The sequence below is a fragment of the Mesorhizobium loti genome, assembly GCF_013170705.1.
In the GTDB taxonomy this organism is placed as follows: Bacteria; Pseudomonadota; Alphaproteobacteria; order Rhizobiales; family Rhizobiaceae; genus Mesorhizobium; species Mesorhizobium loti_D.
Window position 1 is genome coordinate 411,064 of record NZ_CP033334.1, and the last position, 12,675, is coordinate 423,738.

Here is a 12,675-nt window from a genome sequence, read left to right on the forward strand (position 1 = left end):
TTCGGCCTGAATTGCACGTTTGCCGAATTCAGGCGTTCGCCTCTCCTTTCAGCCGCTCGATCGCCATCAGCACGCGTTCCGGTGTTGCCGGCGCATCGAGGCGCGGGCAGATCTTGTGGTCGGCCACACTGGCCACCGCATCCGACAGCGCATGCAGCACCGACATGCCGAGCGGGAAGGGCGGCTCGCCAACCGCCTTGGACCGGTGGATCGTCGGCTCGCTCGCCTCCGGCCAGTCGGCCAAAGTGACGTTGAAGATCTTCGGCCGGTCGGAGGCGAGCGGGATCTTGTAGGTCGACGGCGCGTGGGTGCGCAGCCGACCCTTGTCATCCCACCACAATTCCTCGGTCGTCAGCCAGCCCATGCCCTGGATGAAGCCGCCCTCGACCTGGCCGAGATCGATGGCGCGGTTCAGCGAACGGCCGGTCTCGTGCAGGATATCGGTGCGTTCGACCACATATTCTCCAGTCAGCGTGTCGACCGAGACTTCCGAGCAGGAGGCGCCATAGGCGAAATAGTAGAAGGGACGGCCCTGTCCCTTGTCGCGGTTCCAGTGGATTTTCGGCGTCTTGTAGAAGCCCGCCGCCGAGAGCTGGATGCGGGCCATGTAGGCCTGCTTGACGAGATCGGCGAATGCGATCTCCTGGTTGCCGATGCGCACCCGGTTGGGGAGGAACAGCACCTGATCACGCGGCACCTGGTATTTTTCAGCGGCGAAATCGGTCAGCCGATCCTTGATCTGGCGAGCGCCGTTCTGTGCCGCCATGCCGTTGAGGTCGGTGCCGGATGACGCCGCCGTGGCCGAGGTGTTCGGCACCTTGCCGGTGGTGGTCGCGGTGATCTTCACCTGGTCGAGGTCGACCTGGAATTCTTCCGCCACCACTTGTGCCACCTTGACGTAGAGGCCTTGCCCCATCTCGGTGCCGCCATGGTTCAAATGCACCGAGCCGTCGTTATAGACATGCACCAGCGCCCCGGCCTGATTGTAGTGCGTGGCCGTGAAGGAAATGCCGAACTTGACCGGCGTGAGCGCCAGGCCGCGCTTGATGAAACGGCTGTTGGCATTGAAGGCCGATATCTCGCGCCGCCGTCGCGCATAGCTGGCGCTTTCCTCAAGTTCGGCGACGATACGCTGGATGATGTTGTCCTCGACCGTCTGGTGGTAGGGCGTGATGTTGCGGTCGCTGGTGCCATAGAAATTCTTCTTGCGGATCTCGAGCGGATCCTTGCCGACCGCGAAGGCAACCTCGTCGATGACGCGTTCGGCACCGACCATGCCTTGCGGGCCACCGAAGCCCCGGAAGGCAGTGTTCGACACGGTGTTGGTGTAGAGCGGCGCCGACTGGGCATGCACGGCCGGCCAGAAATAGGTGTTGTCGCAATGAAACAGCGCGCGATCCGTCACCGGGCCCGACAGATCCGACGAGAAGCCGCAACGCGCGGCGAACATGAAATCAACGCCGAGAATGTTGCCCTCGTCGTCGAAGCCGACTTCGTAGTCGACGAGGAAATCGTGGCGCTTGCCGGTGGCGATCATGTCGTCGTCGCGGTCGGGCCGGATCTTGACGGCGCGATGGTGTCTTTTGGCCGCGATGGCGGCGAGCGCGGCAAACTGGTTGCCTTGCGTTTCCTTGCCGCCGAACCCGCCGCCCATGCGGCGGATCTCCACGGTGATGGCATTGCTGGGCACGCCGAGCGCATGGCTCACCATGTGCTGGACTTCGCTCGGATGCTGGGTCGAGGAATAGATGGTGACGTCTTGGTCCTCGCCGGGAATGGCCATGGCGATATGGCCCTCGAGATAGAAATGCTCCTGGCCGCCGACGCGCATCTTTCCCTTCAGCCGGCGCGGCGCCGCCTTGATCGCAGCGGCGGCATCGCCGCGCCTCAAGGTAAGCGGCGGCGTGACGAGCTTGTCCTTCCTCGGATCGAGTTCGCCGATGTCGGTGACGAAAGGTAATTCCTTGTACTCTACCTTGGCCAGCCTGGTGGCGCGGCGTGCCTGTTCGCGGGTTTCGGCGATAACGCAGAAGATCGGCTGGCCGAAGAATTCGACCTTGCCGTCAGCGAGCACCGGCTCATCGTGCCGACCGGTCGGCGAAATGTCATTCTCGCCCGGCACATCCTTTGCCGTCAGCACATCGACGACTCCCGAAGCGGCGCGCACCGCCGAAAGGTCCATGCTGGTGATGGTGGCATGCGCGGCGGCCGAGAGTCCGAGGCAGCCATGCAGCGTACCCGCCGGTTCCGGCATGTCGTCGATATAGACGGCGGTGCCGCTGACATGCTTGTGGGCGGAGTCATGCCGCTGATCGGTGGCAACGCCGCCGGTGATCTTCTCGGCCTTGAGATTTGACGTGGCGTGCTTGTTCATCAGGCAGCCTCGTTGCGTGACACCTGGAATGGTGCCCTGGTGCCGGTGGTTTCGACGAAGAAGCGCAACAACAGGTTTTTCGCGGCCAGAGCCCGGTATTCGGCTGACGCCCGCATGTCGGTGAGCGGGCTGAAATCCCTGGCGTACTCAGCCATCGCCGTCTCGACCGTCGCTTCGGTCCAGGGCTTGCCGAGGAGTGCCTGTTCAACGAAGGACGCCCGTTTTGGCGTCGCCGCCATGCCGCCATAGGCGATGCGCAGGTCGGCGACCGTGCCGTCCCTGGCCAGGGTCAGGAAAAAGGCGCCGAGGGCCGCGGTGATATCCTCGTCGCGGCGCTTGGTGATCTTGTGCACCGCGAACTTCGTGTCCTTGGCCGGCACGGGAACGTGTACCGACTCAACGAACTCGCCCGGCTGCCGGTCCTGCTTGCCATAGGCAATGAAGAAGGTTTCCAGCGGGATCGTGCGCCGCTTCTTGCCCTTGCGCAGGGTCAGGCGCGCGCCAAGCGCGATCAAGGGCGGCGGCGTATCGCCGATCGGCGAGCCGTTGGCGATGTTGCCGCCGATCGTGCCCATGTTGCGCACCTGTTCGCCACCGATGCGATCGAACAGCGGCCCCAGCGCCGGGATGCGTTTGGCCAGCGTCGAGAAGGCTTCAGAATAGGTGACGCCGGCGCCGATCGATATGACGCCCTTGTCCTCGGAGATGGTGCGCAGCCCGTCCAGATTGCCGATGAAGATCACCGGCGAGATGTCGCGCATGTGCTTTGTCACCCACAGGCCGACATCCGTGGAGCCGGCAACGACCGTAGCGCCGGGTTCCTTGTCCAGCAAGGCGGCGAAGTCGTCGACATTGGCCGGCACGATGAGACGCTTCTTGCCCGACCCGATCTCGACACGGGCGCCGTCATGCATGGCTTCCAGCCTCGCCGTGATCGCTTTGCGCTCCACCGCCAGCGGATCCTTTGCCGCCTTGCCGTAGCTGGAGATGGCGTGCGCCGCGCGCATGATCGCCTCATAGCCGGTGCAGCGGCAAAGATTGCCTTGCAAGGCCTTTTCGATGGCCGCGTTCGACGGGTCTGGAGACTTCATCCACAGGCCATAGAGCGACATGACGAAGCCCGGCGTGCAGAAGCCGCATTGCGAACCGTGGAAATCGACAATCGCCTGCTGGACGGGATGCAGCTTGCCTGGCTCGCCGCGCAGATGCTCGACCGTCACGACATGGGTGCCGACGAGCGAGCCAAGGAAGCGGATGCAGGCATTGACGCTTTCATAAACCAGCCCGCCGGCGGAGAGCTTGCCGACAAGCACCGTGCAGGCGCCACAATCGCCCTCGGCACAGCCTTCCTTGGTGCCGCGCAGCGAACGGTCGAGGCGCAACCAATCGAGCAGGGTCGCGTCGGGAGCCACCGACGTCAGCACGACATCGCTGCCATTGAGGATGAAGCGGATTTCGTTTCGGACGGTGACCTTGGCCATGCCTCAGCTCCCCCTGTAGGTCGAATAGCCGTAGGGTGAGATCAGCAAGGGTACGTGATAGTGCACCGCCTCCGCCATGCCGAAGCGGATCGGCACGCTATCCAGGAAAGCGGGCTCGGGCAGCTTTGTGCCCTGGCCGCGCAGATAGTCGCCAGCCGCGAACACCAGTTCGTATTCGCCGGTGCGGAACTCAGCGCCTACCAGCAGCGGCGCGTCGCAACGGCCATCGGCATTGGTTGCGACAGTCTTCAGATGTTTCCTGGCCGAACCGTCGAGACGATAGAGTGCGATCGACAGTCCGGCCGCCGGCTTGCCGGTCGCCGTGTCCAGCACATGGGTCGTCAGGCGCCCGCCATCGGCTTTCGACGTTTCAGCCATTGGCCGCCTCCCATCCAGGTACATCAGAACAACAGTGATGAATTGTGCGCCAATTAAAGGCGATGCATAAGTCCCGGTCGAGCGGAGTGCGACAAAAACACTTTCAAAAATTTTCGGGGGAATGCGAGAAGCACCCTTTCGATATCCTGATCATACTTCGGGCGATGCCCGGCGGGAGGGACGATGCGTTACGAAAGAGACATGCGTGGCTACGGAGCCAATCCGCCGGATCCGAAATGGCCAGGCGGTGCGCATGTCGCCGTACAGTTCGTGGTCAACTACGAAGAGGGCGGCGAAAACTGCGTGCTCCACGGCGACAAGGCATCGGAAGCCTTCCTGTCGGAAATCGTCGGCGCCGCACCCTGGGTGGGCCAGCGCCACTGGAACATGGAATCGATCTATGAATATGGCGCGCGGGCCGGCTTCTGGCGGCTGCTTCGCCTGTTCAGCGAGCAGCAAGTGCCTGTGACCTGCTACGGCGTCGCCACCGCGCTGGCACGCTCGCCCGACCAGGTCACGGCCATGCAGGACGCCGGCTGGGAGATCGCTTCGCATGGGCTGAGATGGATCGATTACCGCGACCACAGCGCCGCGGATGAGCGCGGCGACCTCGAAGCGGCGATCAAGCTGCATTACGAAGTGACAGGCCAGCGCCCGACCGGCTGGTATACGGGCCGCACCTCGGTCAACACGGTGCGTCTGGTCGCCGAGGAAGGCGGCTTCGACTATGTCTCCGACACCTATGATGACGAACTGCCTTACTGGTTCGAGCATGCAGGCGGCACGCAGCTCATCATCCCCTATACGCTCGACGCCAACGACATGCGCTTCGCCACGCCACAGGGCTTCAATTCGGGCGATCAGTTCTTCGCCTATCTCAAGGACAGTTTCGACACGCTCTATGCCGAGGGCAAGGCCGGACGGCCGCGCATGATGAATATCGGCCTGCATTGCCGGCTCGTCGGGCGCCCGGGCCGGGTCGCGGCGCTGAAGCGCTTCGTCGACTATGTGAAGTCTCACGACAAGGTCTGGCTGGCGCGGCGCATCGACATCGCCCGCCACTGGCAAGAGAACCATCCTTACAAGCCGGCGGCGCTAAGACCGTCGAAGATGGAATTCGAGACATTCGTCCACACGTTCGGCGGTGTGTTCGAGCATTCGCCGTGGATTGCCGAACGGGCCTACGAACTGGAACTGGGTCCGGCGCACGACACGGCAGGCGGCCTGCACAATGCGCTTTGCCGCGTCTTCCGTGCCGCCAGCGAAACCGAGCGGCTCGGTGTGCTCAACGCCCACCCAGACCTAGCCGGCAAGCTGGCCAAGGCCAAGCGGCTGACGGCGGAATCGACCCGGGAACAAGCCTCGGCCGGCCTCGACGCGCTGACGGACAAGGAACGCGAACTGTTCTCCAAGCTCAACGCAGCCTACGTCACCACCTTCGGCTTCCCCTTCATCATCGCGGTGAAGGGCAAGACCAAGGAGGAAATCCTGGCGGAATTCGAGGCGCGCATAGGCAACAGCCGCGGCGTCGAATTCGAAACCGCCTGCAAACAGGTCGAGCGCATCGCGCTGCTCCGCCTCAGGGACATGCTACCGCAATAGGTTTGAAACCATGGATACGATCAGGATGCCCGACCGAACCTACTACGCGCCGCATGGCGGCCATTCCGGTCAATCCGAACTGCTGACAGGCCGTGCCGTCTTCACGGAGGCCTACGCCGTCATCCCCAAGGGCGTGATGCAGGATATCGTCACCAGCGCCTTGCCGTTCTGGGACAAGACCCGCGTCTGGATCCTGTCTCGGCCGCTGTCCGGCTTCGCCGAGACGTTCTCGCAATACATCGTCGAGGTCGCGCCCGGCGGCGGCAGCGAGCGGCCGGAGCCCGATGCCGGCGCCGAGGGTGCCCTGTTCGTGGTCGAAGGCGAATTGACGGTCATGCTTGCCGGCAGGAAGCATGTCTTGCGGCCAGGCGGCTTCGCCTTCCTGCCGCCGTCAAGCGGCTGGACAGTTCGCAACGAAAGCACGGCCGCCGTCCGTTTCCACTGGATTCGCAAGGCTTACGAAGCGGTCGACGGCCTCGATATGCCTGAAGCCTTCTTCACCAACGAGCAGGATATCGCGCCTTCGCCGATGCCTGGCACCGAAGGCCGCTGGGCCACGACACGGTTCGTCGATCCGGCCGATTTGCGCCACGACATGCACATGACCATCGTTACGCTCGAGCCCGGCGCCGTCATTCCCTTCGCCGAGACGCATGTGATGGAGCACGGGCTCTATGTGCTGGAAGGCAAGGCGGTCTATCGCCTCAACCAGGACTGGGTCGAGGTCGAGGCCGGCGACTATATGTGGCTGCGCGCCTTCTGCCCGCAGGCCTGCTATGCTGGCGGCCCCGGCAAATTCCGCTATCTGCTCTACAAGGACGTCAACCGGCACGCCAAGCTCGGCGGGGCTGGCATCGGCGGCCACTCGCGGTGACCCGCTCCATCCCGGCTCATATCGTCGCGCGGCCGCTGACCCGCGAGGCCTTTGCCCCCTTTGGCGATGTCATCGACATGGGCGGCGACAACCATTACCCGATCAATGGCGGCAAGGCCGAGCGCTACCATGATCTGGCGACCGCCGAGGCGACGGGACCGAACGCGCGGGTGCTGATCTCCATGGTGCGCGGCACGCCTTACGAAATACCGCTCAAACTGACCATGGTCGAGCGCCACCCCTTCGGCAGCCAGGCCTTCATTCCGCTGTCGCCGCGCCCGTTCCTGGTCGTCGTCTGCCATGACGGCAAGGAGGGGCCGGGCGAACCGCATGCCTTCATCACCACGCCGGGACAAGGCGTCAACTATTCCCGCAACCTCTGGCACGGCGTGCTGACGCCGCTTGGCGAGGCTCAGGATTTCCTGATCGTCGACCGTGGCGGCGACGGCTCCAACCTCGAAGAGTTCCATTTCTCGCACGCTTACGAGATCCATCTCCCTTGATCTTTGTGCATGTCGCCACCCAAAACCGCGGGCACTTTTGGCCGACATGCAGCAGGAGACCCGTCATGACCGACATTTCACTGATCGACCGCCTGCTCGACGTCATCGAGCACGACATCGTTCCAAAGACGGCGGAAGGCGTCGCGCACGGCAACAAGCTGTTCGGCGCGGCGATCCTGCGCAAGGACGACCGCTCGCTGGTGCTGGCCGAGACCAACAACGAGATCGAAAACCCGCTCTGGCACGGCGAGGTGCATTGCCTGAAGCGGTTTTATGAAATGCCCAGGGCCGAGCGTGTCGATACCAAGGACGCGCTGTTCATCGCCACGCATGAACCCTGCTCGCTCTGCCTTTCGGCGATCACCTGGACCGGCTTCGACAATTTCTACTACCTCTTCAGCCACGAGGATTCGCGCGACAGTTTCGCCATCCCGCACGATCTGAAAATCCTGAAAGAGGTCTTCACCCTCGACCCCGGCGGCTACAATGCCGAGAATGCCTACTGGAAGAGTTTTTCGATCCGCAGGCTTGTGCGCGCGCTGCCCGAGGCCGAACGCCAACGGCTGGAAACGCGCATCGGCACCATCTCGGCACGCTACGACGAACTGTCCGAAGCGTACCAAGCGAGCAAGGCCGAGAACGATATTCCGCTGAATTGAGAGAATGAAGCGGTAGCAGCACAGGTCGCATATTTCGCTGCTCCAGTCGCGAATGGCGATTGAAAGTTGCCGTGCCGCGGGGCGTTATGCGCAGCATGAAAACCATTACCGAATTCCCCCGCAAAGTCGTCGAATTTCCTGACATGGGCATCGTCATGCCGGATGGCTGCCGGCTGTCGGCGCGGGTGTGGATGCCGGAAGATGCCGGCGACGATCCGGTGCCTGCCATCCTCGAGCATCTGCCCTACCGCAAGCGCGACGGTACCATCTTTCGCGATCAGCTGACGCATCCCTATTTTGCCGGCCACGGCTACGCTTCGATCCGCGTCGATATGCGCGGCAATGGAGATTCCGAAGGGCTGATGGACGACGAATATTCCGAGCAGGAGTTGCAGGACGCATGCGACGTCATCGCCTGGGCGGCAGCTCAGCCCTGGTGCAACGGCAATGTCGGCATGATGGGCATCTCCTGGGGCGGCTTCAACTGCCTGCAGGTGGCGGCCAAGCAGCCGCCTGCGCTGAAGGCGGTGATCAGCCTGTGTTCGACCGTCGACCGCTATGCCGACGACATCCACTACAAGGGCGGTTGCCTGCTGATCGAGAATTTCGGCTGGGCCTCGACGATGCTGTCCTTTTCGTCGCGGCCGCCGGACCCGCTGATTGCCGGCGACAACAGATGGCGGGACCTGTGGCTGACCCGTCTGGAGAACCAGTCGTTCCTCGCACCGCTGTGGCTGAAGCACCAGCACCGCGACGCCTATTGGAAACGCGGCTCGATCTGCGAGGATTTTTCCGCCATTCATGCCGCCGTACTGTCGATCGGCGGCTGGCATGACGGCTACCGCAACACGATCTCGCACCTGGTGACCAACATCGAGGCGCCGGTAAAGGGCATCGTCGGCCCGTGGATCCACAAATATCCGCATTATGCCGGCCCCCGCCCGGCCATCGGCTTTTTGCAGGAAGCCCTGCGCTGGTGGGACCATTGGCTGAAGGGCGCCGAGACCGGCGTCGAGAACGATCCCGCCTACCGCGCCTATGTGATGGACAGCGTGCGCCCGGCACGTTGGCACCCGGAGCGGCCAGGCCGCTGGGTGGCAGAGACAGAATGGCCCTCGCCCACAATCAAGAGCCAGACGATCGATCTGCTCCCCAAGGGAAGCCGACCTGCCATCGTCGCCTCGCCGCAGAATTGTGGTCTCGCCGGCGGTGAATATTTTCCGTTCACCTTCGGACCCGAATTGCCGGGCGACCAGCGCCCCGACGATGCGCTGTCGGTCTTTTTTGATCAGCCACTGCTCACGGAGCCGATCGACATCGTCGGCGCGCCGGTAGTCGAGGTCACGTTCTCTTCCGACCGCCCACAGGCCAACATCGCGATCCGGCTGTGCGACGTGCATCCCGATGGCGCTTCGGAACTGATCTCCTACGGCGTGCTCAACCTGACGCACCGGGCGTCGCACGAATTTCCGCGGGCGCTGGTGCCGGGCGAAACCGCGTCGGCGCGCGTCGTGCTCGATCAATGCGCCTATCGCGTGCCGGCGGGCCACCGGCTGCGCATCGCGGTGTCGAACGCCTACTGGCCTGTCATCTGGCCCTCGCCACAGCCGGTACAGCTCGCCTTGTCGGCGGCGACGCTGGCCCTGCCGCTGCGCCCGCTGGCGACGGGCGACGAAACGACGTTCGCCGAGCCGGAAGGCGCTACGCCCTGGGCCACGGAAATGGTCCGGCCCGCCAGTTCCGAACGCCATGTCGATCGCGACGAAAAGACGGGGATCGTCACGCTTTCCATATCTGATGATTTTGGCGAGGTGCGCGATCTCGACCATGGCCTGGTCAACGGCAGCATCGCCCGCGAGACCTGGGCGATCCATCCAGACGATCCGCTGTCCGCCTCGGGAAAAACCCATTGGACCCAGACCCTGTCGCGGAATGAATGGTCGGTCCGCACCGAGACATGGGCAGAGATGCGGTCGGACGCGGAAAACTTCATCCTCAGCGCCAGAATCGAAGCCTATGAGGGTGAAAAAATCGTGTTCGAGCGCAATTTCGAGGAGAAAATTCCACGCGCGCTCGTTTGAGATCCCAAGCCGTTGGTCCAAATGCGACGTACGATTTACGCCACGGCATGTCGCATTCGGTCTTGCTTACGGCATTGGCTTACCCTCATTATTCAGGGAGAATTAAAAACAAAAAATCGACCGCAGAGTCGAACCAACAGAGTGAGGAACTCAATATGTCAAACGAACTGGAATTCCTTAGCCGGCGTGTCGCAGCAGGCAAGCTGAGCCGTCGTGACTTTCTCGGCAGGGCGGCGGCACTCGGCATCGCGGCACCTTTCGCCAACTCGCTTCTTTCAAGTGCGGCGCGCGCGGCAGGCCCGGTCAAGGGCGGCACGCTGAAAGCCGGCCTGGTCGGCGGTGAATCCACCAACAGCCTCGATCCGGCGCTGATGATGACGCAGGTGCCGTTCGCCTTCGGCAAGTGCTGGGGTGAAATGATCGTCGAGCTGTCCCCGGACGGCAAGCTCGAGAACCGCATCGCCGAGGACATCGGCTCATCCAAGGACGCGAAGGTCTGGACGCTGAAGATCCGCGACGGCGTCGAGTTCCACAACGGCAAGACCGTGACCGCCGAGGACGTGGCGGCCACGCTTGAGCGCCATTCCGACGAGAAGTCGAAATCCGGCGCGCTCGGCTACATGAAGGGCATCGAGACCATCAAGGCTAGCGGCAAGGAAGTGGTGCTGACCCTGAAAGAGGCCAATGCCGACCTGCCCTACCTGCTCAGCGACTATCACCTGATCGTCCAGCCCAATGGCGGCAAGGACAAGCCCGATGCCGGCATCTCGGCCGGCCCGTACGTGGTCAAGACCAACGAGCCCGGTGTGCGCCACGGCGGCGAGCGTTTCGCCAACTACTGGCAGGGCGACAAGATGGGCCATGCCGACCAGATCGAAGTCATCGTCATCAACGACGCCACGGCGCGCACGGCCGCCCTGCAGGGCGGCCAGGTCAACATGATCAACCGCGTCGAGCCGAAGATCGTCGACCTGATCAAGCGCGTGCCGGGGGTGACCATCCGCAACCATGCGGGTCCGGGTCACTATGTCTTCATCATGCATTGCAATACGGCGCCGTTCGACAACAACGACCTCAGAATGGCGCTGAAGCTCGCTATCGATCGCGAGGAGATGCTGACCAAGGTGCTGCGCGGCTATGGTTCGCTCGGCAACGACTTCCCGATCAACGCCGCCTACCCGCTGTTCACCGAGATCGAGCAGCGCAAGTACGATCCGGACAAGGCCAAGTTCCACTACAAGAAGTCGGGCCATGACGGCACCGTGCTGCTGCGGACCTCGGACGTTGCCTTCCCCGGCGCGGTCGATGCTTCCCAGCTCTTCCAGCAGAGCGCGGCCAAGGCCGGCATCAAGATCGAGCTCAAGCGCGAGCCCGGCGACGGCTACTGGAACGAGGTCTGGAACAAGCAGCCTTTCTGCGCTTCCTACTGGGGCGGGCGTTCGACGCAGGACCAGATGTACTCGACCGCCTATCTGTCGACCGCCGACTGGAACGACACGCGTTTCATGCGGCCGGACTTCGACAAGATGGTGCTGGCGGCGCGCGCCGAACTGGACGAGGCCAAGCGCAAGCAGATGTACCACGACATGGCTGTGATGGTGCGCGACGAAGGCGGCCTGATCCTGCCGATGTTCAACCAGTTCATCGACGCCACCGGCGCCAAGGTCGATGGCTGGGTGGATGATCCGCACCAGGAACTGATGAACGGCTACGCCTTGGCGAAGTGCTGGCTGCAGGCCTGAGTCCGGCTTTGCAGAGATGTCTTCACCCATCCTGAAACTAATCGCCCAGCGCATTGCGCTGGGCATCCTCCTTCTGTTGGCCATATCGGTCCTTATCTTCGCCGGCACCCAGATCCTGCCCGGCGACGTCGCACAAGCCATTCTGGGACAATCGGCGACACCGGAGTCGCTCGCCAATCTGCGCGAGCAGCTCGGGCTGAACGATCCGGCCTATGTCAGGTATTTCCATTGGCTCGGCGGCGTGCTGACCGGCGACCTCGGCACGGCCATGTCGAGCGGCCAGGATATCGCCACGTCGATCAAGGGGCGGCTGTGGAACACGCTGTTCCTCGCCTTCTGGGCGGCGGTCGTGGCGGTGCCGCTGGCGATCATCCTCGGTCTGATCGCCGTGCGCTTCCGCAATGGCTGGGTCGACAAGCTGATCTCCGGGCTGGCGCTCGCCTCCACCTCCTTCCCCGAATTCTTCATCGGCTACCTCCTGGTCTATTTCTTCGCCGTGAAATGGCAGATCTTCCCGGCCATATCGACCGTTTATGACGGCATGCCGTTCGGCGAGCGGATGCAGGCCATCGCGCTTCCGGCGACGGCGCTCACCCTGGTGGTGCTCGCCCATATGATGCGCATGACCCGCGCGGCGATCCTCAATGTCATGCAGTCGGCCTATGTCGAGACGGCTGAGCTCAAGGGCCTTTCGGCCTTCGCGGTCATCCGCAAGCACGCCTTCCCGAACGCGATCGCGCCGATCATTAACGTCGTCATGCTCAATCTCGCCTATCTTATCGTCGGCGTGGTCGTGGTCGAGGTGATCTTCGTCTATCCCGGCATGGGGCAGTATCTGGTCGACCACGTCACCAAGCGCGACGTGCCGGTGGTGCAGGCGGTCGGCCTGATCTTCGCCGCCGTCTACATCAGCCTCAACATCATCGCGGACATAGCGGCGATCGTCGCCAATCCGCGTCTCAGACATCCAAAGTGAGGGGG

General features: G+C 63.1%; 10 protein-coding genes. 7 read left to right on the top strand and 3 right to left on the bottom strand.

The annotated features are described in order from the left end of the window. Positions 1 to 28: 28 nt before the first annotated feature. The 3 genes from xdhB to uraH are packed head-to-tail and all read right to left on the bottom strand — an operon-like array spanning position 29 to position 4,233. Positions 29 to 2,374 (bottom strand): xanthine dehydrogenase molybdopterin binding subunit, encoded by a 2,346-nt coding sequence (xdhB, locus tag EB815_RS01845; RefSeq protein WP_056569150.1) that lies wholly within the window; start codon positions 2,372 to 2,374, stop codon positions 29 to 31. Then, the gene (gene xdhA, locus EB815_RS01850; protein ID WP_056569148.1) at positions 2,374 to 3,855 is read right to left on the bottom strand and encodes a xanthine dehydrogenase small subunit; all 1,482 of its coding nucleotides are present in this window, start codon (positions 3,853 to 3,855) and stop codon (positions 2,374 to 2,376) included. The genes xdhB and xdhA overlap by 1 nt, the downstream gene beginning before the upstream one ends. Before the next feature lie 3 nt (positions 3,856 to 3,858). After that, entirely contained in the window at positions 3,859 to 4,233 is a 375-nt protein-coding gene (gene uraH, locus EB815_RS01855; protein ID WP_056570324.1) for a hydroxyisourate hydrolase, read from the bottom strand. A 183-nt stretch (positions 4,234 to 4,416) separates the two neighbouring features. Here uraH and puuE point away from each other — a divergent pair, with 183 nt between their 5' ends. The 7 genes from puuE to EB815_RS01890 all read left to right on the top strand — a co-directional run bounded on the left by puuE (position 4,417) and on the right by EB815_RS01890 (position 12,670). Then, on the top strand, positions 4,417 to 5,835 hold the full coding sequence (puuE, locus tag EB815_RS01860) for an allantoinase PuuE (protein ID WP_056569145.1): 1,419 nt from the start codon (positions 4,417 to 4,419) through the stop codon (positions 5,833 to 5,835). A 10-nt stretch (positions 5,836 to 5,845) separates the two neighbouring features. Further along, positions 5,846 to 6,709, top strand: coding sequence for a bifunctional allantoicase/(S)-ureidoglycine aminohydrolase (locus tag EB815_RS01865; RefSeq protein WP_056569143.1), 864 nt, complete (start codon positions 5,846 to 5,848; stop codon positions 6,707 to 6,709). Beyond that, the gene (locus EB815_RS01870; RefSeq protein ID WP_056569138.1) at positions 6,706 to 7,212 is read left to right on the top strand and encodes an ureidoglycolate lyase; all 507 of its coding nucleotides are present in this window, start codon (positions 6,706 to 6,708) and stop codon (positions 7,210 to 7,212) included. The genes EB815_RS01865 and EB815_RS01870 overlap by 4 nt, the downstream gene beginning before the upstream one ends. Positions 7,213 to 7,277: 65 nt before the next feature. Then, entirely contained in the window at positions 7,278 to 7,871 is a 594-nt protein-coding gene (locus tag EB815_RS01875; protein ID WP_056569136.1) for a nucleoside deaminase, read from the top strand. Between the two features lie 95 nt (positions 7,872 to 7,966). Further along, entirely contained in the window at positions 7,967 to 9,952 is a 1,986-nt protein-coding gene (locus EB815_RS01880; RefSeq protein WP_056570322.1) for a CocE/NonD family hydrolase, read from the top strand. 155 nt (positions 9,953 to 10,107) lie between these two features. Further along, complete coding sequence (locus EB815_RS01885; RefSeq protein ID WP_056569132.1) at positions 10,108 to 11,694, top strand: ABC transporter substrate-binding protein; 1,587 nt, start codon at positions 10,108 to 10,110, stop codon at positions 11,692 to 11,694. Positions 11,695 to 11,710: 16 nt separating this feature from the next. Then, the gene (locus tag EB815_RS01890) at positions 11,711 to 12,670 is read left to right on the top strand and encodes an ABC transporter permease (protein WP_056569129.1); all 960 of its coding nucleotides are present in this window, start codon (positions 11,711 to 11,713) and stop codon (positions 12,668 to 12,670) included. The last annotated feature ends 5 nt before the right edge of the window (positions 12,671 to 12,675 follow it).

What these genes read in the sequence shown, in the direction of transcription:
- xdhB (WP_056569150.1), bottom strand. Translation starts at nt 2,374, where the DNA reads ATGAACAAGCACGCCACGTCAAATCTCAAGGCCGAGAAGATCACCGGC.
- xdhA (WP_056569148.1), bottom strand. Translation starts at nt 3,855, where the DNA reads ATGGCCAAGGTCACCGTCCGAAACGAAATCCGCTTCATCCTCAATGGC.
- uraH (WP_056570324.1), bottom strand. Translation starts at nt 4,233, where the DNA reads ATGGCTGAAACGTCGAAAGCCGATGGCGGGCGCCTGACGACCCATGTG.
- puuE (WP_056569145.1), top strand. Translation starts at nt 4,417, where the DNA reads ATGCGTTACGAAAGAGACATGCGTGGCTACGGAGCCAATCCGCCGGAT.
- EB815_RS01865 (WP_056569143.1), top strand. Translation starts at nt 5,846, where the DNA reads ATGGATACGATCAGGATGCCCGACCGAACCTACTACGCGCCGCATGGC.
- EB815_RS01875 (WP_056569136.1), top strand. Translation starts at nt 7,278, where the DNA reads ATGACCGACATTTCACTGATCGACCGCCTGCTCGACGTCATCGAGCAC.
- EB815_RS01880 (WP_056570322.1), top strand. Translation starts at nt 7,967, where the DNA reads ATGAAAACCATTACCGAATTCCCCCGCAAAGTCGTCGAATTTCCTGAC.
- EB815_RS01885 (WP_056569132.1), top strand. Translation starts at nt 10,108, where the DNA reads ATGTCAAACGAACTGGAATTCCTTAGCCGGCGTGTCGCAGCAGGCAAG.
- EB815_RS01890 (WP_056569129.1), top strand. Translation starts at nt 11,711, where the DNA reads ATGTCTTCACCCATCCTGAAACTAATCGCCCAGCGCATTGCGCTGGGC.